Origin of the sequence: Pseudomonas halotolerans, assembly GCF_039581215.1 — a bacterium.
GTDB classification, from domain to species: Bacteria; Pseudomonadota; Gammaproteobacteria; order Pseudomonadales; family Pseudomonadaceae; genus Aquipseudomonas; species Aquipseudomonas tehranensis.
This window is the reverse complement of the sequence record NZ_JBCNTJ010000005.1, coordinates 171,973-196,352: the sequence shown is the minus strand read 5'-3', so window position 1 is coordinate 196,352 and position 24,380 is coordinate 171,973. Positions and strand designations below refer to the sequence as shown.

Annotated in this window: 19 protein-coding genes; 7 read left to right on the top strand and 12 right to left on the bottom strand. The window is 60.3% G+C overall.

Features of this window, described 5'->3' with window-relative positions:
- Nucleotides 1–25: 25 nt before the first annotated feature.
- From AAIS01_RS09645 to AAIS01_RS09615, 7 genes are all read right to left on the bottom strand, one after another.
- Entirely contained in the window at nucleotides 26–2,176 is a 2,151-nt protein-coding gene (locus tag AAIS01_RS09645) for a hypothetical protein (RefSeq protein WP_343468775.1), read from the bottom strand.
- Nucleotides 2,163–3,356 carry a DUF3142 domain-containing protein gene (locus AAIS01_RS09640; protein WP_343468774.1) on the bottom strand — a complete coding sequence of 398 codons (1,194 nt, stop codon included), beginning with the start codon at nucleotides 3,354–3,356 and terminating at the stop codon, nucleotides 2,163–2,165. The genes AAIS01_RS09645 and AAIS01_RS09640 overlap by 14 nt, the downstream gene beginning before the upstream one ends.
- 79 nt (nucleotides 3,357–3,435) lie before the next feature.
- Nucleotides 3,436–4,251 (bottom strand): class I SAM-dependent methyltransferase, encoded by an 816-nt coding sequence (locus tag AAIS01_RS09635; protein WP_343468773.1) that lies wholly within the window; start codon nucleotides 4,249–4,251, stop codon nucleotides 3,436–3,438.
- Nucleotides 4,245–5,399 carry an acyltransferase family protein gene (locus AAIS01_RS09630; RefSeq protein WP_343468772.1) on the bottom strand — a complete coding sequence of 385 codons (1,155 nt, stop codon included), beginning with the start codon at nucleotides 5,397–5,399 and terminating at the stop codon, nucleotides 4,245–4,247. The genes AAIS01_RS09635 and AAIS01_RS09630 overlap by 7 nt, the downstream gene beginning before the upstream one ends.
- Nucleotides 5,396–6,271 (bottom strand): class I SAM-dependent methyltransferase, encoded by an 876-nt coding sequence (locus AAIS01_RS09625; protein WP_343468771.1) that lies wholly within the window; start codon nucleotides 6,269–6,271, stop codon nucleotides 5,396–5,398. The genes AAIS01_RS09630 and AAIS01_RS09625 overlap by 4 nt, the downstream gene beginning before the upstream one ends.
- Nucleotides 6,268–7,560, bottom strand: coding sequence for a glycosyltransferase (locus tag AAIS01_RS09620; RefSeq protein ID WP_343468770.1), 1,293 nt, complete (start codon nucleotides 7,558–7,560; stop codon nucleotides 6,268–6,270). The genes AAIS01_RS09625 and AAIS01_RS09620 overlap by 4 nt, the downstream gene beginning before the upstream one ends.
- Nucleotides 7,554–9,155, bottom strand: a complete 1,602-nt coding sequence (locus AAIS01_RS09615; protein ID WP_343468769.1) for a glycosyltransferase — start codon at nucleotides 9,153–9,155, stop codon at nucleotides 7,554–7,556. The genes AAIS01_RS09620 and AAIS01_RS09615 overlap by 7 nt, the downstream gene beginning before the upstream one ends.
- 425 nt (nucleotides 9,156–9,580) lie before the next feature.
- On the opposite strand from AAIS01_RS09615, the gene AAIS01_RS09610 reads away from it, so the two are divergent.
- Genes AAIS01_RS09610 through AAIS01_RS09585 form a run of 6 tightly spaced genes read left to right on the top strand, consistent with a single transcriptional unit; the run spans nucleotide 9,581 to nucleotide 16,214 of the window.
- Nucleotides 9,581–10,495 (top strand): GDP-mannose 4,6-dehydratase, encoded by a 915-nt coding sequence (locus AAIS01_RS09610; RefSeq protein ID WP_343468768.1) that lies wholly within the window; start codon nucleotides 9,581–9,583, stop codon nucleotides 10,493–10,495.
- 40 nt (nucleotides 10,496–10,535) lie between these two features.
- A complete protein-coding gene (locus AAIS01_RS09605; protein WP_186654773.1) occupies nucleotides 10,536–11,333 on the top strand; it encodes an ABC transporter permease in 798 nt (265 codons plus the stop codon).
- On the top strand, nucleotides 11,333–12,598 hold the full coding sequence (locus AAIS01_RS09600) for an ABC transporter ATP-binding protein (RefSeq protein WP_343468767.1): 1,266 nt from the start codon (nucleotides 11,333–11,335) through the stop codon (nucleotides 12,596–12,598). The genes AAIS01_RS09605 and AAIS01_RS09600 overlap by 1 nt, the downstream gene beginning before the upstream one ends.
- Nucleotides 12,595–13,962 (top strand): glycosyltransferase family 4 protein, encoded by a 1,368-nt coding sequence (locus AAIS01_RS09595; protein ID WP_343468766.1) that lies wholly within the window; start codon nucleotides 12,595–12,597, stop codon nucleotides 13,960–13,962. Before AAIS01_RS09600 ends, AAIS01_RS09595 begins: the two co-directional genes overlap by 4 nt.
- Nucleotides 13,953–15,083: a glycosyltransferase family 4 protein gene (locus AAIS01_RS09590; protein ID WP_343468765.1), complete on the top strand. Its 1,131-nt coding sequence runs from the start codon at nucleotides 13,953–13,955 to the stop codon at nucleotides 15,081–15,083. Before AAIS01_RS09595 ends, AAIS01_RS09590 begins: the two co-directional genes overlap by 10 nt.
- Nucleotides 15,084–16,214, top strand: a complete 1,131-nt coding sequence (locus tag AAIS01_RS09585) for a glycosyltransferase family 4 protein (protein WP_343468764.1) — start codon at nucleotides 15,084–15,086, stop codon at nucleotides 16,212–16,214.
- Nucleotides 16,215–16,273: 59 nt separating this feature from the next.
- Here AAIS01_RS09585 and AAIS01_RS09580 read toward each other — a convergent pair whose 3' ends face one another.
- Both AAIS01_RS09580 and AAIS01_RS09575 read right to left on the bottom strand, forming a co-directional pair.
- Nucleotides 16,274–16,900 (bottom strand): glutathione S-transferase family protein, encoded by a 627-nt coding sequence (locus AAIS01_RS09580; protein ID WP_343468763.1) that lies wholly within the window; start codon nucleotides 16,898–16,900, stop codon nucleotides 16,274–16,276.
- A gap of 125 nt (nucleotides 16,901–17,025) precedes the next feature.
- On the bottom strand, nucleotides 17,026–17,928 hold the full coding sequence (locus tag AAIS01_RS09575; protein ID WP_343468762.1) for a LysR family transcriptional regulator: 903 nt from the start codon (nucleotides 17,926–17,928) through the stop codon (nucleotides 17,026–17,028).
- A 280-nt stretch (nucleotides 17,929–18,208) separates the two neighbouring features.
- Here AAIS01_RS09575 and AAIS01_RS09570 point away from each other — a divergent pair, with 280 nt between their 5' ends.
- On the top strand, nucleotides 18,209–20,422 hold the full coding sequence (locus tag AAIS01_RS09570) for an LTA synthase family protein (protein ID WP_343468761.1): 2,214 nt from the start codon (nucleotides 18,209–18,211) through the stop codon (nucleotides 20,420–20,422).
- Between the two features lie 193 nt (nucleotides 20,423–20,615).
- Here the strand turns inward: AAIS01_RS09570 and nudK are convergent, their stop codons facing one another.
- The 3 genes from nudK to AAIS01_RS09555 form a co-directional block, all read right to left on the bottom strand.
- The gene (gene nudK, locus AAIS01_RS09565) at nucleotides 20,616–21,209 is read right to left on the bottom strand and encodes a GDP-mannose pyrophosphatase NudK (protein ID WP_343468760.1); all 594 of its coding nucleotides are present in this window, start codon (nucleotides 21,207–21,209) and stop codon (nucleotides 20,616–20,618) included.
- A gap of 96 nt (nucleotides 21,210–21,305) precedes the next feature.
- Nucleotides 21,306–22,733 (bottom strand): FAD-binding oxidoreductase, encoded by a 1,428-nt coding sequence (locus AAIS01_RS09560; protein WP_343468855.1) that lies wholly within the window; start codon nucleotides 22,731–22,733, stop codon nucleotides 21,306–21,308.
- 122 nt (nucleotides 22,734–22,855) lie between these two features.
- On the bottom strand, nucleotides 22,856–24,376 hold the full coding sequence (locus AAIS01_RS09555; protein WP_343468759.1) for a tripartite tricarboxylate transporter permease: 1,521 nt from the start codon (nucleotides 24,374–24,376) through the stop codon (nucleotides 22,856–22,858).
- Nucleotides 24,377–24,380: the final 4 nt, after the last annotated feature.

Sequence of the window (24,380 nt, the reverse complement as noted above, 5' to 3'; positions counted from 1 at the left end):
CCGTGCCTGGTTATACAAAAAAGGGTCAGTTAGCCGAGATCCGACGCTTGCGCTGGCGACGGTTGATCAATCCCAGCCCCACCGCCACCACCAACAGGCCACCGGCTATTTGCAGCCAAACCTTGTAGGGCCGCAACACCGAACGAATCGGCTCCAGGGCCTGGGTCACGTAGCGTTTGTCCGCGTTGCGGAAATCAGGATAAGGGCAGTGCCGGCCAAAATCCCAGGCCCAATCCACGTAAGGGCCATGCTGCACATAACGTTGATACAACGCACGTTGCTCCGCCAGGCTGGAGTCATACCCGACAGCGGCACATAACACCGCCGCAAACGCATGGCTGGTATGGGGCAGGTTATCGGCCGCCTGGCTCGCCAACGCCGTGGCGACATAACGATAGTGATAACGGGCGTCCGGTTGCGCAGCGCTGGCCTGCTGACGTTGCCACTCGCCTTCGGCCACCAGCGGACCGACCTTCAGTTCGACGGGTTCCAGGCTGTAGTTGCCGCCGAAAGTCGCGTAGTCCGGAGCCATCTCGTAACCCAGCAGTTCCATGCCCCATCTGCGCGCCACCCAGGACGCATTGAAATACGCCTCGGCCCGTCGAGTGGGCCACCACCTGGACTCGGCTTCCTGACGCAACTGCCCATAAGCTCGGGCCTGGTTCTGTAGCTCGACGTTGTCGAAGTAGTCCGGCGCCTCGTCGTAGCGTCCTTCTCGCAGCAAGCGGCGCCCCAGCAGATTGCGTAGGCTCGCGGCCACCGGCAGTTGCACGTAATTGTCGCGATCCTGTTGGCTCAACGGCGGCACAGCCGGGACTTGAGCATCGACGTACTGCTTGAGCTCGTCGACTGTCAGCACACGCTCAGCGACCGTAGCGGCGTCATACCAATAGATACTCTGGCTGCGGTAGAGTTGATCGAAGGCTTGAAGGTAGTCGCCCCGTTGCAAGGCCAGGATCGCGCTTTCACCTTCGACCCGACACTTGGGTTGCACCGACTCGTAATTCCAATCCGGCGTGCGTCGCTCGCCCCACGACTCGTCCTTCGGAAAAGCCTGGGCGGCTTTGGCATAAGCCGCCGCCGCGGCGCCTTTGTCACCGTCGCGCACCGCCAGTTTGGCCCGTAGCCACCAAGCCAGCCCGCTATCCCCGGCCTTTTCCAGGAATGCTTTGGCGGCGGCATAATCGCCTTGCTGATAGTTCACCGCCGCCAGACGGTCGGCATCCTCGAGGTTGTCACGGGTGCTGGCTTGCAGCAATTTGACGAGTCTCTTCTCGCCGGGCGGTTGCTCACCGAAAGACCAACCGATGCGGCTGAGCAACGAGGCGGTGAGCAGTTGCTGCACTGCTTTGCCTTTGAGCAGGCGCATCAACTGCTCGTCCGGCAGCTCGCCCAGGTCACCGACCAATTGCTTCAACGAACTGTAGCCGACCTCGGAGCCCAGCAGGTTCTGGCTGGCGTAGAGTTCAATGGCGCTGTTCCAATCGTTACGGGTGTAGGCAACCCGGGCTTCTTCGCCGAGGCTGGCGACACCCAGCTCCAACGGGTCGCTGAAGCCACTGATGCTCAACTGACGAGCCTGGCGGAACGCCTCTTGAGCCTGGTCCAGTAATACTGCCGGTTCACCGCTACCCGCCTCGGTGCTCATGACGAACAATGCTCGCCCCAGGGAATACGCAGCCCACGTGCTGCGCAGCCGGCGCTCGTTCGCCGGCAACGCGAGCAACTGACGGAACGAATCGACGGCTTGCGCATGCTCGCCAGCATTGAAGGCCGCCGCGCCGATCGCGTACAAGCGCAGTTCGGCAGGCAGATTCGCCGCTTCAGGGGTGACGTGCTGAATGTCGGTCAGCGCCCGCACACGCTCCACAACTGCTTGCTGCGGCGGGGTCAGGCCCAGCCGTTCGGCCTTGTTGCGTTGTTCGACGTAGGCAGGCAAATCACCGTAGCGCTGATCCGGGTTGGCCGTCGCATCGGTGGCCGGCTTGAGCCCGGCAATGGCATGGCCGAGGCGACTGATCTCGAAGCGAAAGCTGCCTTCGGGCAAATCCGTCAGCGATTGGCTGCGATTATCCAGCAGGCGCATCGGGAAGTCCGGTCCGCAGGCCAGCGCTTGACCCAACGGCAGGCTGAGGCTCAGGCAGAGCAGACGACTGGGCCACTTACGGGTAAACATTCAAACCTCCTTGGTCAATTTTCGTACAACGCGCCCAGCCAACGGCACGCTGGGCACCGGCGGCCAGGCGGCCTTCCTGAATGCGGGTGAAGGTAAGCAGTCCGGGAGTTTGTTGCAACGTGTACCCCGCCAGCGCGTCAGCACCGTCGCACGCGCCAACCACCAAGGTCAGACGCTGGGGCCAGGGACTGTCGAGGTTGCCCTGATTAACCAATTCAATATCGTAAAGTCCGTCCTGTTCCTGCACACGCAAGCCCAGCCGACTGTCCAGGCCGTCTCCCCGCGCCACGGCACCGAGGGTGGTCAAACTCCAGGCGCGTCGGTCCGCCGCCAGCGGCAGGCGAAACCAGATCAGCCCAGCCAGGTGGGTCGGCGGGTCGACGCGCAGTTCTGTCACCAGCCCGGCCACCTGCTGCGGCTCGGCCAGCAGCTCACGACGCTCGCCGCCTTGATCGATCGGCACTTCGCTTTCAACCACCGGCACCCCACTCTCCTGAGTCAACAGCGCCACGCCATACGCCGGCAGGGCCAGATAGAACGGTCGCGTGGTCACATCGCTCCAGCGCTCAGCCCAAAGCAAAGCCTGTTTCGGGTCGAACAGCCCCTGCCGGGGATCGCTGACCGCATGGACCTGCAACACGCTGCTGTCCACCGTCCGCAGCAGCCCTGGCAACGCAGGGCTGTCAAGCCAGGCCGGCAGCGCCGTGATGCTCAGCCCCAGCGTGGTGGGCAGGGTTTGCCGCAAGCGGGTCAGAAAAGCGCCATAGGCAGGCAACCGTGCATTGCCGGCGTCGTGATCGATCTCGATCCCTACTGGGGCCAGGCCTTGCGCTTGCCAGTCGCTCAGCAGTTGCTGGATCTGCGCGATCACATCGTCCTGATCCAGAAATTTGAGCTGACCGTCCAGGCGTATCACTGCGATCAGCGGTCGACCGTCCGCCTTGAGCAGTTGCGCATCGATCCGCGCGCGGCTCCAGCCAGCCTGGGGAAAGGCCTGCAAGGCAAGGATGCGCAGGGTGGAAAAGTCCCTATGGCTTTGACGCAGCGCCGGCACGTGGGCCTGCGTCCACTGGCGCTGCCAGACATAAAGTTGTTGATCGAGAGCCGGGGCCGCAGCCTGTTCACACCCGCTTAATAGCCATGCGGCAAGGGTCAGCGATAGCCGGAAAAGAAAAGCCATGGAATCTCAGCCCTCTAAAAAGGCTGGCAGATTAACCCCTCCCACGCCGAGCACAAATGAATTCAATCTCTGTACCTTGTCACTCAGGCTTACGCGCAATAATCACCTGACTCTTGGCCACCACCGCATCCAGCGCCTGCTTGATCTGCGCGCCGCGGGGCGAATTGAGCACCGCTTGCCAGGTGTCGGCCCAATGGTTGAGCAGCGGGTGGTCGGCATTGCTGAAATCGACTTTCGCTTCCCAGAACAACAGCATCCACATCGACCAGTAGAAACCGTACTGGCTGTGACTCAACACTTCCAGCCCGGCCTCGCTGACCATGGCCTTGAACTGCTCTTCGCTGATGATGCGAATGTGGTTGGGCTTCTGGAAATACTCCGGAGCGGCGATGTCCTTTTGCAGGTCTTCGGAGCTGGGGTGCGGCACGCTCAACAGGTACAGCGCGCCGGGCCGGCCGACCCGGACCAGCTCGGCGAGAAACTGCGCCGGGTCGTCGACATGCTCAATGACTTCCGTGGACACCACACGGGTGACCGTCCCATCGGCAATGGGCAGCGGGTTGCAGTCGGTCACATGGCATTCGACGTCACGCGCCGGAGTGTCGCTCAAGCGCTGACGGGTGGCCTCGACCTTGGCCGCGTCGATGTCGGCGATGATGATCTTCGCCCCACGCATGCCACAAAAATGCACGTTGCCACCGTCGCCGCAGCCAACGTCGAGCAACGTGTCTTCAGGCGTAACCGGGAAACCGCTGAACAACTCTCCGGTTTGCTGATTGAACCAGCCGCTGAGCATCGCATCGTGCAGCCCGAGCATATACGGATCGACCTTGTCGGCCGCGGGCGTTGCGGGCGCGGGCGTGCCCGAGGTGAGTTTCTTCAAAAGGCTCAGCATGAAGGGGCTCCAGAGACGGGAAGGACGGGACGGGCGGCACGCAGGCGCTCAACCAGTTGAGCGCCGCGCTGGCGCACGGGCATTTCAACCATCCGATAGTTGAGTTCACTCAACAGCCCGATCAGCGTCAAGGCACAGGCAAGGGCCAGCCAGGGATCACTCGCCACGTCCGGCGACCCCAGCGGGGCGAAACGAAACCACAGTTCGCGCAGCAGGAAAAACACCGGGATGTGGATCAGATAGATCCCGTAGGAGCGGCTGCCAACCCAGGTCAGCGCAGTTTTCAACGGGCTGCGGGGCAGCAGATAGTCCCGGTCATAGGAGGCCACCCACACCAGCACAGCACTGAGCAGCGCGATGACTCCGAGACGGTAGAATGACAGATTGAAATGCTCAGTCGCGATCCAGGCCATCACGCAGCCTAGGCCTGCCATCAGCAACACACCCAGCCCGGGCCAACGTAGCCACTTGGGTTCAAACCGCCAGTAATCGGGGCGCAAACTCCAGATCGACAGCAGCACGCCGAGGGCCAGGGCGTCTGTGCGGATGACCGAAAGCCACACCGCGCGCCAGGTGAAAAACTGCACCAGCACCACCGCCAGCAGCACCCAGACCAGATACCGGCGGGAGACGAACACCAGCAGCGGCAGAATCAAATAGAACTGCTCTTCCAGCGAGAGCGTCCAGTACACAAAGCTCGCACCATATTCATAACGCATGAATGCATCGGCAAAACGCAAATTGGCGAATTGCAGAAAACCGGCCAGGGTCGCCTGTACATTGGCTTGCACACTGCCGAACGCGCCGGAGCGATTGAAAAACAACGCAGCCAGCAGCATCAACACCAGCCAGAGCCACGCCGACGGCAGTAGGCGAAACGCCCGGCGAATCCAGAATTCCCGGGCAGTGGCCCAGAACTCCCGAGAAGTGTCACAACCGCGCAGTTGCGGGATCAGACTGCGGCCAATGACAAAGCCCGATATTGCGAAGAACAGATCCACGCCCCACCACAGCTGGAAGCTACCGGAAAGAGCCGCCAGGCGCGGCCACCCACCGGGAAACGGCATGCCTTGTACGTGATGAAACAGCACACCCATTACCGCAACGGCGCGCAACAACTCGATGTCCATGATTCGCTTGCTGCTCATGCCGAACTCCGGGCCGCAGGATCGGGTTTGCGGGCAATGATGACCTGGCTCTTGGGCATGAACTGATCAAGCACCTGCTTGATCGCCAAGCCATCGGGTTGCGTCAGCAGAGCCTGCCAGACGCTCGCCCAGCGCTCCATCAGCGGCGGGTACGGCGCCTGGATGCGATCACGCACCGCACCCTCAAGGTTGCGACCGGCCGCGCGTTCGCTGGCCCAGAAAAAAATCATGCCCATGACCCAGAAAAAGCCGCTGGCCTGGCGATGCTCGATGACCAGTCCCGCGTCCTCGACCAATGCCGCGAATCGTTCGGCACTGAAAATCTGCACATGATTGGGTGACCGGAAGTAACCCGGCGGTGCGATGCCTTGCTGCAAATGCTCGCCTACCGGGGCCGGCACGCTGAGCAGGTACTGCGCCCCTGGCCGGCCCATGCGCACCAGCTCGGCCATGAATGGCTCGGGTTGGTCGACGTGCTCAAGCACTTCCATGCACACAATTTTGCTCGCGCAGCCATCGGCCAGAGGCAACGGCAAGCTATTACTGACCAGGCTCAGAAACGGCGCGCGGGTCTGGGCCTCGACCTGGCGAGCCAGGTTTCGCACCTTGTCGTACTCGCTGTCGGTAAAAATCACCGAAGCGCCCTGGCGCACTGCAAACAAGGTCGCCACGCCCTCCCCGCAACCGACGTCCAGCAAGGTGTCCTGGGCGGTGATAGCGAAGCCTTTGAGCAGTTCGCCGCTGTCGTTGAGAAACCAGCCGTCGAGCATTGCATCGTAGAGGCCCACGTCACGGGGCGACACGGCGGCAGTCGATGGCGGCGCCACGGGTACGACGGGCGGCCTGAGCCACGCCAGCAACCGCCCGATCATGGCTGTTGCGCGTTCCGGCGACGCTCCAATATCTGTTCAAAAAAAACCCGCAGACGCTGCTCGGCGTTGGCCTGACTGCAGAACGTTTCCAGGCTGCGCACCGCATGGGCCGACATGCGGCGATAACGCTCGGGGTCGTTCTTGGCCACGTCATAGCTGGCGCGATAGGCCGAACACAGTGAGTCCCAATCGGTGACATAACGCAGCGTACGGAACGCTGCACGGGGGTCATGGGGCCAGGCCGTCAGTTCCTCAGTGCAATCAATGACAAAGGCATTGTCGTGGTCGATGTAATCGGCCATCGCCGTGTTCAAGGGCGCAATGGCCGGCCGGCCGCAGGACATGAACTCCATCAGCGGCAAGCACTGCCCTTCGCCGTAGGAGCTGTTGACCACGTAGCGAGTGGCCTCCACCAACCGCTCGTAATCCGCGTCCGCCAGGTAACCGTGGATCAGCACGATGCGACAACGGTATGACTGGTTCTTGTAGACGTGGTGCAGCATGTCGTTGAGTGCGGCGGTGACGTCGTGGTGGGTCAGCTTGAGCACCAGCGTTGCGTCAGGAACGTCGCGGAACGTCGCGCAAAATGCGCTGATCATGTCCTTCCAGTTCTTGCGTCCGTCGTAAGGGTTGAAGACCGACGTATACACCACCCCATCCAGAAGCAGCTCGCAGTCCTGGGCCGGAGCGTCAAAAACCAGCGCCGTACCGGCCTGGTGCGCTGGCGGGCCGTAGGGCCGCAGGTCGACGGTGCGGCTGTCGATCAAAAGCCCGCGCAACTGCAGTCGCATGTGATCGACCGTGGGTCGCTGGGCCAGCATCGCACCGCGCGCGTAAAACCGGTCCCATACCGGAGCGGCAATGGCGACGATAGGAAAATCGCCACCCATGACTTCCCGCACAGCGTTGACAGTGAAGCTGGAATGGGTAATCGCCATACCGGTCGCGCCAAGGACCACCCGCCAGTCGTGCCGTGGCTCACCCTGCCAGCTTTCGGTCGGGATGGTGCTGAACTCCCAGGCGAAGACGGGAATCGTCGGGCAGGCGTAGTGGGCATCAGTGCGATGGGGCGGGGAAAAGGACAGGAAGACACAATCCTCGCCACGCCCCAGGCAATCGGCATAGAGCTGATCGACTTCTTCTTCCGGTCGGGTCACTTCAACGACCTGCCCCAGCCGCTCCAGCACCGGGCGAAACTCCTTGAGCACGAAGTAATAGCTGTATTCGGGTTTGCCGAGGTTCGCCAGAATGTTGCTCTGATTGGTTTCCGAATAAACGATGATCAGCATGATGTGGAACCCACCTGGGCCAGCAGCGGCGCATTCTCGGCACGGCCTTGCGGGGCCAGGAAATCCACCAGGCGCTGCTGCACCGGGGCAAAGCCGCAATAACGCCGCATGCGCTCGTTCGCCGCCACCGCCATGGCCTGGTAGGCCTGCGGCTGATGCCGGGCCATGGCGTAGCTCTGCTGATAAGCCAGTTTCAATGAGCCCCAGTCGGGTCGATGGCGCAGGGTGCGGTACAAAATGCGCGAATCCTCCGGCCAGATGGTGGGTTCATGGCTGGACTTGACGATAAAGGCCACCTCGGTATCGATGTAGTCACGCATCGCCGTGTGGTCCGGCGCGATGACCGGGCGCGCGCAAGACATGAACTCCATCAGCGGCAGGCACAAACCTTCACAGCGCGAAGCATTGACGTAAAAACTCGCCGCGCCATACAAGCGGGCGAACTGTTCGTCTTCCAGATAGCCATGCATCACTACTACTCGACAGCTGAACGGCGATAGCTGAGACAACAGCGTGAGTAACTCGACGTAGTAGGTCGACAGATCGTTCTGAGTCATTTTCAGCACCAGCGTGGCGTCCTCGACGTCCCGCAATGCCCAACAAAATGCCGTGATCAAGTGATGCCAGTTCTTGCGACCGTCATCGGGGTTGAACACGCTGACATACACCACCCCGCTGACTTCGGTCTCCACCACCTGATGGGTATCGGGCAGAACCGCTTGGGGATGTTCTGGTGGTGCAGGCTCTGGAGTGGACTCGACAACATCGGGCAACGGCGGTGCCGGCCCTCTCAAAACCCTGCTCATCGACACGCGCACTGGCACAGGCACCAGGTCGCGGATCGCTTCTCGATACCAGCTCAGCAGGTTGTGCCTGAACAGCCACAGAGAACCCTGCTCGGGCTTACCAGTGGAAGCACGGAGGATTTCACGCAGGTAATGACGAGAAATGAATGCGCGCCGTCGCCAGGTCAGGGGCGGCTCGATGATCGGTTCCGGTAGTGGCTCGGGTTTTTCTTCCAGGAGCGGCGCAATCAAGCCATCGGCCGAAAGGCCAAGGGGGCGGCTGTCAATGATGCAGCCTTTGATCTGCAAGACCGTGCCCGGATTGACCGGTGTGATGGGATATTGCTCACGAACCGCAGCGAAGCGCTCCCACAGTGGCGTGGGCAAAACCAACACCGGGAAATCCTCGCCCAACGTACGACGGATCGCCTCGGCTGTGTGGCTGGACAAGGTAATCACCCGGCCATGGCGCGCCAGCGTGCGGCTCCAGTCATGCCGCAGGTCGTCATCCCAGTGCTCGGCCGGGATCGAGTCGAACTCCCAGGCCACCACGCAGACCATTGGGCATAGCAGATCGACAGGCGTCTTGTGGGGGGGTGAAAACGAGAGGAACAGGCAGTCCTGCCCCGTCTGCTGCAACGTTTGATAAAGCGGATCGACCTCGGTGACCGACGACACCACATGCACCCGACCCAGGCTTTCCAGCACGGGGCGATAAGCCTTGAGCACGAAGTAATAACTGTACTCAGGGCGGCCGAGGCTCTGGCTGATGGAGTGATCGTTTACGTCCGAGTAAAGAATGAAATTCATGGCATCCCATCATGGAGCGGCCATCCCGGCGACTCCACCTCATGACGGTCGACTCACGAACCGGCCCGGCCAGGAGGCCGTTGCTCGTCGATTGTCTGCGTACCCGTCTCGTTCTTGTTTTTAGTGGCCCTTGCCCCGTGGTTCGACTTGAAATCGACATCGCGGGGATCGTGACAAGGGGCATTCTAAACACATCCGCCAAGGGTTCGTGAACAGGCGGATGAGAATAAACCGGCTATAAATATGAGAACTGACCGGTCACGGTTTGTGTGGTTGAAATTGCTGCGAAATTGGCACAGATTGGCAACCAAACAACTACAACAAAAACTTCAATGGGCTGACTTTTTTTGTGGATTTCTCCGAACTTACGGAAATTTCCTACTTAAAACTGGCCACAGACGAAGTTGCATCATGAGGGCTGGTGCTTGAAAAAACGTCTGTTCGTTACAGGCCTCGGCGGTTTCGTGGGACGCCACCTCAAATCTCGCCTGGATGCTTGCCATGGCTCCTGGCAGGTGATGCCCGTGGCCACTCGCTATGACCTGACGGACAGCAAGACCCTTGAAGGGCTCTGGCCCGAGCTCCCCGATGCCGTGATTCACCTGGCGGGCCAGACATTCGTTCCCGAAGCCTTTCGCGATCCGGCCCGCACCCTGCAGATCAACCTGCTTGGCACGTTGAATCTTCTCCAGGCCCTCAAGGCTCGGGGGTTCTGCGGGACATTTCTGTATGTCAGCTCTGGTGATGTTTATGGCCAGGTCAGTAATGACGGATTTCCTATTACCGAACAACAACCCCCAGCCCCATGCAACCCATACGCAGTAAGTAAACTGTCGGCAGAACTGTTAAGTCTGCAATGGGGTATCAGTGAAGGCTGGCCTGTGGTGGTAGCACGCCCGTTCAATCATATTGGAACCGGGCAGAAAGAGCACTTCGTCATCGCGAGCGCAGCACGACAGATCTGCCGAATCCGGCAGGGGCTGCAAACGCCGCAACTCGCCGTAGGCGATATTGATGTCACACGCGACTTCCTTGATGTCGACGATGTTGTTTCGGCTTATCTCGCGCTGCTGGAGAAAGGAACATCTGGTCGAATCTACAATATCTGTTCGGGCCGTGAGCAAAGCGTACGCAGCCTGATCGAACAGCTCGCAGATATCGCTCAGGTCGAAATACAATTGACCCAAGACCCTGCACGCATGCGCGCGATGAGCCAACGACGCGTCTGTGGCAGCCATGCCCGACTGCACCAGATAACAGGATGGAAGCCGGATACAACAACACAACAATCCTTGAGAGCAATCCTATCCGACTGGGAAACACGGGTGCGGCAGGAATGAAAAAAACACGCCTAAAGGATCATCAGGGCAGGGCAGTCTGATGTTGCTAACCTTGCACCGCGCGCTGTGGAGCTACCGCGGTTTCGTCCTTGGCAGCGTCAAACGCGAGTTCCAGGCGCGCTATCGCAACTCTTTGTTCGGCGCGTTGTGGACCGTGCTCAACCCGCTGTCGATGATCCTCGTCTACACCGTGATTTTTTCCCACATCATGCGTGCCCGCCTGCCGGGGGTGGACGATGGCATGGCCTACAGCGTCTACCTCTGCGCCGGGCTGCTGACTTGGGGGCTGTTCGCCGAGATCACGACCCGCAGTCAGGGCATGTTTCTGGAAAACGCCAACCTGCTGAAGAAGATCAGCTTTCCCAGGATCTGTCTGCCGGTGATTGTGCTGTTCAACGCCGGGATCAACTTCGCGATCATCCTCGGGCTGTTTCTCGGTTTTCTGTTGATCACCGGCCGCTGGCCAGGAATGACGTTACTGGCGCTGGTGCCCTTGCTGGCCCTGCAAGTGATGTTCGCCGCCGGGCTGGGCATGTTGCTGGGGATCCTCAATGTGTTCTTTCGCGATGTTGGGCAACTGTTCGGCATTTGCCTGCAATTCTGGTTCTGGCTTACGCCCATTGTTTACCCGATGACCATCCTTCCACCGTCGATCCAGCAACTGCTGGCCCTCAACCCCATGACAGCGCTGATGCAGAGTTACCAGAATTTGTTTCTGTACAACCAGTGGCCGGTCTGGAGTTCGCTGACACCGCTATTGGTCATCGGCCTACTGATGTGCGTCACCGGTTTGCGGATGTTTCGACGCCGCGGCGGTGAAATGGTGGATGAACTCTGATGGGGCATTTACGCGTCAGTGGCCTGGGCAAGGCCTACAAGCAGTATCCGAACCGCTGGAGTCGGTTGTTCGAGTGGCTGATTCCCTTTTCCCGCCCGCGTCATCAATTGCACTGGGTCCTGCAGGGCGTCGATTTCGAGATCCAGCCCGGTGAAGCCGTCGGCATCGTCGGGGTCAACGGCGCGGGCAAAAGCACCTTGCTCAAAATGATCACCGGCACCACCCAACCCACCTGTGGCCACATTCAGCTGCGTGGCCGCGTCGCGGCGTTGCTGGAACTGGGCATGGGGTTCCACCCGGATTTCACGGGCCGCCAGAACGCCTTCATGGCCGGGCAGTTGCTGGGCATGCAAGTGGAGGAAATCGAAGCATTGATGCCGCAGATCGAAGGTTTTGCCGAAATCGGCGAGGCCATCGACCAGCCGGTACGCACCTACTCCAGTGGCATGCAAATGCGCCTGGCCTTCAGCGTCGCCACGGCCCGCCGCCCGGATATCCTGATCGTCGATGAAGCTCTCTCGGTGGGTGACGCCTACTTCCAACATAAAAGCTTTGAGCGCATCCGCAGTTTTCGCAAGGCCGGTACAACGCTGCTGATCGTGTCCCACGACCGCTCGGCGATTCAGTCGATCTGCGACAGCGCCATCCTGCTGGAACACGGGCGCATGGCCATGCGCGGCAAGCCGGAAGAGGTGATGGATTATTACAACGCGATGCTGGCCCAGCGCGAGGGTCAGATCGTCCGCCAGGAAATGCTCGCCAACGGCCAGGTACGTACCATCTCCGGCACCGGGGAGGCCGGCATTGTTGATGTTCAGCTGTTGAACAGTGAGGGCCAGCCGGTGGAAGTGGCCGAAATCGGCCAACCGATGGTGTTGCAGGTGCGGGTCGAGATCCGCCAGGACATCGAGCGGCTGGTGCTGGGTTTCCTGATCAAGGACCGCCTCGGTCAGCCCATGTACGGCATCAACACCCATCGCCAGGATAAAGCCGTGACCGACCTCAAGGCCGGCGAACGCGTCACCTTCCGTTTCAGCTTCGACATGCGCCTGGGCAAGGGCAATTACTCCGTCGCACTGAGCCTGTCCCGGCTGGATTCGCACCTGGACCGTAACTTTGAATGGCGCGACTACGGGCTGGTGTTCCACGTCATCAACAATCGCCAGGAAGATTTCGTTGGCTGTTCGTGGCTGCAGGCCCGCACCAGCATCCAGCGCGCGGCTTTACCCACGGCCGAAGCACTGACGCAAAAGGAACTGCCATGACTCGCCTGCTGATGGAATGCACCTACGTGTATGAACACCCGCAAGCCAATTCCGGGATTCAGCGGGTAGTGCGCAACGTCATCCGTGAATTGCCGGCCAAAGACCGGGAACGCGAACGCATTCCGGTGGTGATGCTGCAAGGCAAGCTGTACGAAGTAAAAAGTCTGGCGCCACTGCCCTCCAAGGGGTTGGACCTGGCCAGCTTGCGCGTGCGCCTGGAGCAATTTGCCAACCTGTTCTGGCTCAGGCACCGGACCCTGGAGCGGCGGCGCCCTTTCAGCCAGTCACGGTGGGCCCGTCTCATGCTCTACCTCGGTTGTCGGCTATTGGCCCTGGGCTTTCTGAGCATTCCGATGCGCGTGCTGGATCGTCTCCTCAAGCACCAGCACGTCCCGGCGCGTAGCGTGCCTCTGCAACACCGGCCCGGCGACCAACTGGTGCTGCTGGACTCTTCCTGGCACGCCGATTTCTTTCCTCTGGCCGAACAGCTCAAGCGCGATGGCGTCGGGATCGTCTCGGTGATCTACGACCTGATTCCCCTGACCCATCCGCAGTTCTGCGATGCCGGGCTGGTGAAGGTGTTCAATCATTGGTTCGACTGGATTGCCCGCACCGCTGATGGTTACATCGCGATCTCCAGCACCATCCGTGACCAGGTTCGCCAGGAGATGGAGCGGCGCGTCGGCGTAGATCAGGTAAGTGAACGCTGGTTCGACTATTTTCACCTGGGCAGCGAACTGGATTTAGTGGATGCCACCAGCGCCATCGACAGCAAACTGCTGCGAGTATTCACGCAGCCCGAGCCGGTGTTCCTGATGGTCAGTACCATCGAACCGCGCAAGAACCATGCTTACCTTCTGGATGCGTTCGACCGCGCCTGGGCCGCCGGTTCCCGGGCACGATTGTGCATCGTTGGGAAAATCGGCTGGAAATGCGAAACCCTGATCGAACGTATTCGGCGCCACCCGCAACTCAACAGCCGCCTGTTCATGTTCAACAATCTCTCGGACCATAGCCTGGAACATGCCTACCAACACGCTACGGCGCTGGTATTCCCGTCCTATGTGGAAGGCTTCGGGCTGCCTTTGGTGGAGGCCATGCAACGGGGCTTGCCGGCGATGGGCAGCGACATCGAAGTGTTTCGGGAAATCGGCGGTGAATTCATGGCTTATTTCGACCTCCACGACCCCCAGAGCCTGGCGGACTTGGTCACGGGCATGGAGCACAGCGGCGTGTTCCCGGCCAGTCGCCACCTTGATCAATGGCAATGGCTGAGCTGGCATCAAGCCAGTGCGCAACTGGTGGAACGCATCGAACACCATAGGGATGATGCGCGCATCGACAGGGAAACAGCATGCGGATAGCTCTCAACGCCCGGATTCTCCAAGCGCCACGCACCGGCATCGGTCATTACGTGGCCGAACTGGTCACTGCCCTGGCCGAGGAGCCGGACGTGCATTTATCGCTGTTCCACGGTTGGGGCTGGAGCGCCCAGTTACCGCAAGCGGCCACGCCAGGTTATTCGAGGTTTTCACCTTTGCTGCGACAGGTACCAGGAGCCTATCGGGCGCGCCGCTGGCTGGAGCAGAAACGCTTCGATCAGGGCCGTTCCCGTGCCATCGACCTGTATCACGAACCGAGTTTGTGGCCCCTGGCCTTCGAAGGGCCGACGGTAATGACCCTCCATGACCTGACCCACCTGCGCTACCCCGAGACGCAACCACCGGCACGCCTGAAAGAGATCGAGCGACGGTTGAACCGCGCCGTGGAGCAGGCGCACCTGATTCTGACCGACTCGCAGTTCATCGCCAATGAAACGATGCAGCATTTCGGCCTGCCCGCCGAGCGCGTTCGGGTCGCGCCACTGGGTGTCGCGGCGCGCTTTCATCCGCGCGATCCCGAGGTCATCGACGAGGTTCTCAAGGCCCATGGCCTGGAGCCAGGTGGTTATTTTTTGTGCGTCGGCACCCTGGAACCACGCAAAAACCTGTCATTGGCCCTGCGTGCCCACGCCGGCTTATCCGAATCGGTACGTCAGGCTTTTCCGTTGTTCATAGTAGGAATGAGCGGATGGCAGCGCGCACAGCTCAATGACGAGTTGAAAAGCGCCCTGGCGGGCGGTCATGTTTGTCTGGCGGGGTATCTGCCCGACGAGCAAGTTGCCCAGTTGCTGGCGGGGGCACGGGCGCTGATCTTTCCGTCGCTCTATGAAGGTTTTGGCCTGCCGGTGCTCGAAGCCATGGCCAGCGGCACCCCGGTGATTACCACGCGCTGCTCGGCGATGCCGGAAGTGGCCGGGGCGGCCGGCAATTATTGCGAACCCGACGATCCCCAGGGCATGCGCGAAGCCATGGGCCGGTTGATCGAAGATCGCCTGCATTGGCAGGCGTGTCGTGAAGCCGGGTTGCAACAAGCAGCGCTTTTTTCCTGGCAACGGTGCGCCAAGGTGACGGCCCAAGCGTATCGCCAGGTTCTGGGAGGTTGAATGCGAGTCCTGCACTTCTACAAAACCTATCTGCCGGACTCCATGGGCGGCATCGAACAGGTTATTTTCCAGCTGTGCGACAGCAGTGACCGATTGGGTATCTCCAACACCGTCCTGACGTTGAGCAACGATCCGGCCCCGGCTCCGATCGGCATCCGACAGCACACCGTTCATCAGGCCCGGATGGACTTCCAACTGGCCTCCACCGGATTTTCCTACAGCGTTTTCAAGAAATTTCGCGAGCTGGCGGCCGAAGCGGACGTGATCAATTACCACTTCCCCTGGCCGTTCATGGACCTGGTGCATTTTTGCAGCGCGGTGAAAAAACCCTACGTCGTCACTTATCATTCCGACATCATTCGCCAGCGGCTTCTGCTGAAGCTGTATCGCCCTCTGATGCGACGCTTCTTGAACGGCGCGGATCGCATCGTCGTAGCGTCGCCTAACTATGTGCACACCAGCGAGGTGCTCAAGGAGTACCGCAATAAGACCCAGGTCATCACCTACGGCTTGAACAAAGCCAGTTATCCACAGCCTGAGGCGGAACGCATCGCGCAGTGGAAGGCGAAACTGGGCGAGCGCTTCTTTCTGTTCGTGGGGGTGATGCGTTACTACAAGGGCCTGCACATTCTCCTCGACGCCCTCAAAGGTGTGGATTATCCAGTGGTCATCGTAGGTGCCGGTCCGCTGGAGAAAGAACTGCATGCCCAGGCTCAGGCGCTGGGCTTGCGCAACCTGCATTTCCTAGGACGCCTGGGAGATGAAGACAAAGTGACATTGCTGGAGCTGAGCTACGCCATCGTGTTCCCTTCGCACCTGCGCTCCGAAGCCTTCGGCATATCCCTGCTGGAAGGCGCGATGTTCGGCAAACCGATGATCTCCAGCGAAATCGGCACCGGCACCAGTTACATCAATATCCACAATGAAACCGGCCTGGTGGTGCCACCGAGCAACCCCGACGCTTTCCGGGAGGCAATGCGCACCCTGTGGGACAACCCGATACTGGCCAAGGAAATGGGCGGCAGGGCCGAAGACCGTTACCGGCAGTTGTTCACCTCCGAAGAGATGGGCCGCAAATGGGTGCAACTGTACGAGGCGTTGCTGGAGCAAAAAGCGCTTTCCTACGCGTAATACCAGCCCTTGAGGCGAGCGGACAAATCCCCTCGCCTCAAGGTTGCTCACCTCATTTCTCAGGCGTGCGTTTGCAAACCGGCAGCCGTACGCGGCATGCCGACGAACCCGGGCAAGGCTTCGATCCGCGCCAGCCACGCACGCACGTGGGCGTAGTCCTCCAGCGACACATTGCCCTCCGGGGCATGGGCGATGTAACTGTAGCCGGCGACATCGGCAATCGTCGCAGCATCCCCCGCCAGATACCTGCTGTTGCTCAAATGTTGATCAATGACTTTCAGCAAGCTATGGGAGCGGGAGATCGCATCTTCTGCGTTGTAGGGCGCGCCGAATACCGTGATCAGCCGCGCAGTGGCCGGCCCCGCATGGAGCGGCCCCGCTGCCACCGACAACCAGCGCTGCACCCGAGCGGCGCCGACCGGATCCGTTGGCAGCCAGCGGCCCTTGCCATATTTGTGCGCCAGGTACAGCAGAATGGCGTTGGAATCGGCCAGCACCATCCCGTCATCATCAATGACCGGCACTTGGCCAAAGGCATTAATTGCCAGGAAGTCTGCCTGTTTGTGGGCGCCTTTAGCCAGGTCGACGAAAATCACCTCGACGGGCAGCTCAAGCAAGGAAAGCATTAGTTGTACGCGATGTGCGTGGCCGGAAAGCGGGAAGTGATAAAGCTTGATGGGGTTCATGGTCGACTCCGCTGCAAATGACGCCATCAGCAGAACGGCGTCGATGGGGTCATCTTCCGCTTGAACTCAGGACTAGAGAATCACCCATATATGCAATCCATTGTTTCAAGCAACGAAACAATGTCTCAACCTTTCAACGCCGGATGCTCGCGCAATGCACGGACGATAAAATCAACAAAGCTGCGGACTCGCGCCGGCGCTTTGCGCCCGCCTTGATACACCACATGGATCGGCAGGGGTGGCAACTCGAAGTCAGCCAGAACGATCTCCAGTTCACCGTTGGCGACGTTGCCCGCCACCTGATAGGACAGGACCCGCGTCAACCCCAACCCCTGGCAGGCTGCCGTGATTGCGGCCTGGTTGGCTGTGACCACCAGTCTCGGCGCGGGCCGCACAGAAAGGGGTTGCCCTGCGTCGATGAACGTCCAGTTTCTGATCTGGCCGGTGGCCGATGAAGCGACCACTGGCGTGTGCTCCAGATCCTGCGGGTGTGCGGGTCGGCCATGACGAGCGAAGAGATCTGGAGAACCGCAAACCACCCGCCGCACTTCACCGACACGGACAGCGTGCTGGCTACTGTCGGGCAACTCGCCAATGCGCACGGCAATGTCTATGCCCTCCTCGACCATGCTGACAATACGGTCCAGCAACAAGGCATTGATGCTCATCTCGGGGAATCGCTGCAGGTAATCGACCAGCACCGGCGTGACAAATAACTGACCGAACAGCACCGGGGCGGTAATCGTCAATTGCCCGCGGGGCTGGGCGTGACTGCCGACCGCTGAATCCTCGGCTTCCTGCAGATCAGCCAGAATTCGCCGGCAGTCCTCGAGAAAGCGCTGGCCGGCTTCGCTCAGGTAGACGTTGCGGGTGGTGCGCACCAGCAAGGGTGTACCGATGCGTTGCTCCAACGCCGCCACGGCACGTGTGACGCTGGCCGCCGACAGGCCCAGGCGTCGCGCAGCCGCCGAGAAACCGGAGTCCTGGGCAACGGCGACAAAAACCTGCATTTCCTGAAACCTGTCCATTTAGCCCCCGATGAGAAACCCTGATACAAGTTGGTTGCGCACCTCAAATCAGCGCCGCACCGCCATTGTAGGGGGCCGCGCCAGCAAACCACAGAGCAACGCCACCGGGCACAGGAACATCGACCCGGTCAATTGCGGCTATGCTTGTTACCATCGAGCATACTTTCATGACAATTTAATGACTCGAACCATGACGTAAGTCTTGTGGACACGGGCTTACTCGCAAGCCCGTGTCCACAAGTTGCGTGCCTCACTGGCGTCCATCGGAAGGCCCCTTTTTGTGAACGTTTTTTACCGCGGCTTCACCCACCCCCTCGCCCCTCTCATCGCCCTGGCCGGATGTGCATTAATCATCCCCATGAGCCTGCGCCTCTCGCTGGGATGGTCCGATCCGCTGGGCTATCTGTCTGACCTGGGCAGCGGCGGGTTGCTGATCGTGCTGCTTTATCGTCGTCCCTGGTGGGTGGCATTACCCATTTTGCTGGTCTGGAGCATGCTGACGCTGGCCAGCATCGAACTGGTCAGTGCTGTCGGGCGCATGCCCACCCTGTCGGACCTGCCTTACCTGACCGACCCGCAATTCGTCGAAAACTCCACCAGCGGGGGCTTCGCCCATCCCTGGCTGGCAGGGCTGCAGCTGGCCGCGTTGCTGGTCTGGCTGATCGTACAGTGGCCCCGCCGGTTGTATCTGGCGCCTCGCTTGCCCCGCCACGCCTGGGCGCTGCCGGTAGTGCTTTTGCTCAGCCACAGCGTGGTGCAATCCTGGCGACCCAGTGAGGCAGACCAATGGAACCTGTTCAATCTTCCCCACCAACTCGTCACGGCGGCCGTTGCCGCCGGGCAGGATCGTACCCAGCTATGGCTTGAAGATGATGCAGTGGTTCAAGCCCCGCCAATGGAGGGTCTTACCCGGCTCGATCTTGAAGGTCAGAAAATCCTGCCTGCCCCAGGCCGGGCCCGCAACGTCCTGATCATCACCTTGGAAGGCATCCCCGGCGCCTATGTGGGCGTCAACCGCCAGGCCCTGAAAAGCAGCTATCAGGAAGACTTGATGCCGCACCTCAGTGCCTGGGCCCAGCGCGGTATGAATACCCCCGATTACGTCCTGCACAACCATCAGACCATTCGCGGGCTGTACTCGATGCTGTGTGGCGATTACGAAAAATTCGACGACGGCACACCCAAAGGCGTCGAGATGTTGAACCTGACCCGGCGCAATCAGGCTTGCCTGCCGGCCCAGTTGCGCCGCAATGGGTTCTCCACTCATTTCCTGCAAGGTGCGGGCCTGCGGTTCATGGCCAAGGACCGGATCATGCCGCACATCGGCTTCGACACCACCCTGGGCATGGACTGGTTCACCAAGCCTTCCTATCTGGAGTTCCCTTGGGGCAAGGACGATAAGACATTCTTCGAAGGCGCGCTGGATTACGTAGGGCAACTGCAACAGGCAAAGAAGCCCTGGATGCTGACGCTGCTGACGGTGGGTACGCACCAGCCCTACTCAGCGCCGGATGACTACCTGCAACGCTACGACACCGCCAAGCAGGCGGCCGTCGGTTACCTGGACGACGCGCTGGGCAACTTCATGTCGGGGCTGGAACGCCAAGGCGTGCTGAAAGACACCCTGGTGATCATCACCTCGGACGAATCCCACGGCATCGACGATGTGCGCCTGGCGTCATCCTGGGGTTTCAACCTGACATTGGCGCCGGAGCCATTGCCCCGGATCAAGTCAGGGGTTTACGGTCATGTCGACCTGACTGCCTCAGTCCTCGATTACTTCGGTTTCAAAGTGCCCAAGTCATTGTCCGGTCGCTCGATGTTCAGGGATTACTCAACGGGCCGAGAAATCATGTCGTTCACCAACGGCAAGCTGCGCTATCACGACGGTAAAGGCACGTTCACCGAATGCGATTTTCTGCAACGTTGCCGCTTTTACTCCAGCGAAGGCTTCATCACTGAGCGCGTCACTTATGGCGGGCAATACAGCGGTCAGCGCGCCAGGCTGATCAGCGCGCGAGGCTCGGCTCTGGACCGCAGCCTGCTACGCACCCCCCTCAACCAGCATTATCAGTTTGGCAGCGCCGATCAAATCCCGCTTCCGGCCCAGATCACCAACGACTGGACCGATAACCTGATCGGCGCCCAGTACCTGGAGATGCCCAAGGGCTCACAGACCCGCGTCAGCCTGACCATCCGCGCCCTGGGTCCGGACAATGCGGCCTATATTTCCCTCAAGGCCAAAGAGTTCGAGCAGGATGTAGCGATCGACCTGCCGACGGAAGTGGCGGTGACGCCCGAACAGCCGCTGGTGATGAACATCCGTTTCGATAACCCGCAACCCCGCAAGGCCTTCTCTTTCCATCTGCTGGGGCACGGGGTGGGCGCCATCGAAATCAGTGACTTCAGTGTCGTGACCGAACTGCCGGAGCAAACGGACCAGTCGGATTACCTGAACGTCGTCCAGGAAGACAGTGATGCTCAGTCCAGTTGAATGAACATCACGCAGCCCATGAGCAGCACTGAGCCTTACATCGCCCCGGGCTGAATTGATCAATGATTGACCCATTACTTAAGGATCGAACGCAATCAGCAGAGCGGCGCGCAATAACTCGCGCACCGCCTATGTTGACTGAATGGCTTTTTTGAAACCCAGGCTCAAGCTCTCGGCCTTAGCAAGCAGCAGACTAATCCAGCAACCGATGCAACTTGGCGTACTGCAACAGCATGATGGTTTTGCCGTCGCAGATATCTCCGGTTTCGATCATGCCCAACGCCTTGTCGAGGGGCATCTCCAGCACTTCGATTTCCTCGCCCTCGGCTTCCAGCCCACCGCCCTCATGCTGTTTATCTTCGTCGAAGTATTCACCGACGAAAAAATGCACGCGTTCGGTCACCGAGCCAGGGCTCATGAATGCCTCGAACACCTTGCGTACATCCTGAACGATATAGCCGGTTTCCTCCTGGGTCTCCTTGCGGATGCAGGTGTGCGGGTCGTCGTTATCCAGCAGGCCGGCACAGGTTTCGATCAATAGCCCCTCGTGGCCATTGACGAAGGCCGGGAAGCGGAACTGCCGAGTCAGCACCACAGTCTGCTTGGCCTTGCTGTACAACAGGATGGTCGCGCCGTTGCCACGATCGTAGGTCTCGCGGGCCAGTTCGCGCCATTGGCCATCGCGGCCGAGGTAGTCGTACGTGGTTTTACGCAGCACGTACCAGTTGTCCGAGAGCACTTCGACTTTCTTGATGCGCACGCGATCTTTGGTGTTTGCCAGTGTCATTCAGCCGTTCCATATCCAGTGTCTGAAAGCGGCAGAGCGGCCGTAAAGGCCAACGGCCTGCCATGATTGAGGGCAGGCTAGCAGAGGCAGGCTCGATCACTCCAGCGCGGTGGCAAACACCTTGCCGGGGTTCATCAACCCGGTCGGATCCAGCGTTCGCTTGATGGCACGCATCAACTCGATCTCCAGCGGATCCTTGAAATGGGCCGCCGCGGCCGGCTTGGCTTGCCCCAGGCCATGTTCGGCACTGATGCTGCCGTTGAAAGCGCTCGTCATCTGGTAGATGACCTGCATGATCGCTTGTTCCTGGGCCTTGAACGGGGCATCGGCATGGCCCAGCGGCTTGCTGATGTTGTAGTGCAGGTTGCCATCACCCATGTGACCGTAAGAAACAATGCGTACGCCGGGAAACGCCTGTTGCAAGGCGCTATCGGTGCGCTCGATGAACACCGGAATCTGGCTGACGGGCACGCTGATGTCATGCTTGAGGCTCGGTCCTTCATGATTCTGCGCCTCGGAAATACCTTCGCGCAGAGCCCACAATGCCGCAGCCTGAGTCTGGTTGCTGGCGATCACGGCATCGATCACCCACCCGGCCTCAAAAGCATGGCCCAGGCCACTTTCAAGCAACGACTCCAAAGGCGCGTCAGGCACCGTGTCGCGCAATTCGATCAAGGCGTACCACGGGTGCGGCCCCTGCAAGGGGTCACTGCAACCGGCCACATGGTCCAGAACGAACTCCAGGCTCTGGCACGACATCATCTCAAAACCCGTCAGACGGTCGGCGCACAGGCTGCGAACATGCCCGATCAGGTCTACGGCGGCCTGCGGAGAAGGCAGCGCGACCCAGGCGGTTGCCGTGCTGTGAGTCGCGGGAAACAACTTGAGCACCGCCGCCGTGATAATTCCAAGCGTGCCCTCTGAGCCAATGAACAGATGCTTGAGGTCGTAACCGGTGTTGTCTTTGCGCAGGCCTCGCAAGCCGTGCCAGACACGTCCATCGGGCAATACCACCTCCAGCCCCAGGGTCAGCTCGCGCATGTTGCCGTAACGCAGCACTGCCGTGCCACCGGCGTTGGTGGCCAGATTGCCGCCCACCGTGCAACTGCCTTCGGCCCCCAGTGACAGGGGGAACAAGCGACCGGCCTGGCTGGCGGCTTCTTGCAACTGCTGCAGAATCACCCCGGCCTCGACCGTAATGGTTTCATTGGCCAGGTCGATTTCGCGGATGCGCTTCATCCGGGTCAGGGACAACACCACCTGGCGGCCAGACGAATCAGGGATCGAGCCACCACACAATCCGGTGTTGCCGCCCTGCGGCACCAAGGCAACGTGGGCGTCATGGCAAAGCCGCACCACCGCCGCCACTTCTTCAGTGGTGGCCGGGCGCACAACCAGTGCGGCCCGGCCTTGATAAGCGTTACGCCAGTCAGTCAGGTAGCTGTACATAAGTTCAGGATCACGCACCAGCCCCGCCGCACCGACCACGTGCTCGACGCTTTGGATCAAGGTGTTCCAGGCCATAGGGTCGAGATCGGCCGAAGGGAGCGGATTGGGGGCTTGCATGACAGACTCCGGACGTTTGAATTCGGCTGCTGCAGCGCACATCGTGCGTTGCAGCAGTGGAAGCGACCGATTGAGATGAACTAGCTGCGCATCAGCTCAATGGCGGCACTTTTCTTGTGACGGATCACCGTCACCAGGTGCCAGGAGACAGACGCCGCTGCGAGGGCCAGGAAGACCGCCGAGATCGGCGTGGTGAGGAAACCGCTGAAGTTGCCATCCGAGAGCATCAGACCGCGACGCAGGTTGGTTTCCGCCATAGGTCCGAGGATGAAGCCAATGATGAACGGCGCAATCGGCAAGCCACCTTTGACGAAGCCATAGCCCAGCAAACCGAACAGCAACACCGCCCAGACGTCGAAGATCCGGCTGTTCAGGCCGAACGCACCGACTACGCAGAGCACCAGGATGATCGGCAGCAGAATGTGCTTGGGCACCGCCAACAGCTTGATGAAGATGCGCAGGCCGTAGAACTCCAGCACCAGCATCAGCAACGAGGCCAGGATCAGCGCGGCAAAAATGGTGTAGACCAGCGGCCCCTGACTGATGAACAACAGTGGGCCCGGCTGGATCCCGTGAATCATGAAGCCGCCAAGCATCACTGCCGTGGTGGTGTCACCGGGAATCCCCAGGGTCAGCAACGGGATCATCGCACCGCCAATACCGGCGTTGTTCGCGGTTTCACTGGCGACCACGCCCTCGATGGAGCCTTTACCGAATTCTTCCGGGTGTTTGGAACGCTTTTTTGCCGCGATGTAGGAAACAATGTTCGAGGTGCCAGCGCCGATGCCCGGCAGGATCCCGATGCCCAGGCCAATGAACGACGAGCGGGTCGCATTCGGCAACTGGCTGATGAACTCCTTGATTGAAAAACCAAAGCCCTTGACGCCCTTCATGCTGATGCTCTGTGGCTTGGCACGGTGGCTCAAGCGGGCGCTTTCGGCGAATTTCAGCACTTCGGCGACCGCAAACATCCCAATCATGACGGTCAGCATGGCGAAGCCACCGTTAAGACTCGGCAGGTCAAAGGTAAAGCGCCGGATGGCCTCGACCGGGGCGATCCCGACAGTCGAAAAGGCAAAGCCCAGGGCACCGGCAAACAACCCTTTGACCAGCGATCCGGTGGACAGTGTGGCAATCAGGGTTAGCGAGAAAACAGCGATGGAGAAATATTCGTGGGGACCGAAACTCAAGGCCACGTCAGCCAGGATCGGGGCGATAAACATCAACGCCGCAATGCTGAAAATCGTGCCCAGGAACGAGAACACCACGCCAATGCCCAGCGCTTTGACGCCCTGGCCCTTTTTCATCATCGGCGAACCATCGAACGTGGTGGCGATGGAGGCCGGCGTACCCGGTATGTTAAGCAATATCGCTGAAATCAGCCCCCCCGAGGTGGCGCCGACAAACAGAGCAACCAGCAGTGACAGACCTGTTGCCGGGCCCATCGAATAGGTCAGCGGCAAGCACAGGGCGATGGCCATGGTTGCCGAAAGACCGGGCACCGCACCAAAGACGATCCCCACTGCAACACCGAGAGTGATCAGGACAAATACATAGGGCGAGAATACGGCACCAAAGCCTTGTTGCAGGAGCTCAATCATCACC

What these genes read in the sequence shown, in the direction of transcription:
- AAIS01_RS09645 (WP_343468775.1), bottom strand. Translation starts at nt 2,176, where the DNA reads ATGTTTACCCGTAAGTGGCCCAGTCGTCTGCTCTGCCTGAGCCTCAGC.
- AAIS01_RS09640 (WP_343468774.1), bottom strand. Translation starts at nt 3,356, where the DNA reads ATGGCTTTTCTTTTCCGGCTATCGCTGACCCTTGCCGCATGGCTATTA.
- AAIS01_RS09635 (WP_343468773.1), bottom strand. Translation starts at nt 4,251, where the DNA reads ATGCTGAGCCTTTTGAAGAAACTCACCTCGGGCACGCCCGCGCCCGCA.
- AAIS01_RS09630 (WP_343468772.1), bottom strand. Translation starts at nt 5,399, where the DNA reads ATGAGCAGCAAGCGAATCATGGACATCGAGTTGTTGCGCGCCGTTGCG.
- AAIS01_RS09625 (WP_343468771.1), bottom strand. Translation starts at nt 6,271, where the DNA reads ATGATCGGGCGGTTGCTGGCGTGGCTCAGGCCGCCCGTCGTACCCGTG.
- AAIS01_RS09620 (WP_343468770.1), bottom strand. Translation starts at nt 7,560, where the DNA reads ATGCTGATCATCGTTTATTCGGAAACCAATCAGAGCAACATTCTGGCG.
- AAIS01_RS09615 (WP_343468769.1), bottom strand. Translation starts at nt 9,155, where the DNA reads ATGAATTTCATTCTTTACTCGGACGTAAACGATCACTCCATCAGCCAG.
- AAIS01_RS09605 (WP_186654773.1), top strand. Translation starts at nt 10,536, where the DNA reads ATGTTGCTAACCTTGCACCGCGCGCTGTGGAGCTACCGCGGTTTCGTC.
- AAIS01_RS09600 (WP_343468767.1), top strand. Translation starts at nt 11,333, where the DNA reads ATGGGGCATTTACGCGTCAGTGGCCTGGGCAAGGCCTACAAGCAGTAT.
- AAIS01_RS09595 (WP_343468766.1), top strand. Translation starts at nt 12,595, where the DNA reads ATGACTCGCCTGCTGATGGAATGCACCTACGTGTATGAACACCCGCAA.
- AAIS01_RS09590 (WP_343468765.1), top strand. Translation starts at nt 13,953, where the DNA reads ATGCGGATAGCTCTCAACGCCCGGATTCTCCAAGCGCCACGCACCGGC.
- AAIS01_RS09585 (WP_343468764.1), top strand. Translation starts at nt 15,084, where the DNA reads ATGCGAGTCCTGCACTTCTACAAAACCTATCTGCCGGACTCCATGGGC.
- AAIS01_RS09580 (WP_343468763.1), bottom strand. Translation starts at nt 16,900, where the DNA reads ATGAACCCCATCAAGCTTTATCACTTCCCGCTTTCCGGCCACGCACAT.
- AAIS01_RS09575 (WP_343468762.1), bottom strand. Translation starts at nt 17,928, where the DNA reads ATGGACAGGTTTCAGGAAATGCAGGTTTTTGTCGCCGTTGCCCAGGAC.
- nudK (WP_343468760.1), bottom strand. Translation starts at nt 21,209, where the DNA reads ATGACACTGGCAAACACCAAAGATCGCGTGCGCATCAAGAAAGTCGAA.
- AAIS01_RS09560 (WP_343468855.1), bottom strand. Translation starts at nt 22,733, where the DNA reads ATGGCCTGGAACACCTTGATCCAAAGCGTCGAGCACGTGGTCGGTGCG.
- AAIS01_RS09555 (WP_343468759.1), bottom strand. Translation starts at nt 24,376, where the DNA reads ATGATTGAGCTCCTGCAACAAGGCTTTGGTGCCGTATTCTCGCCCTAT.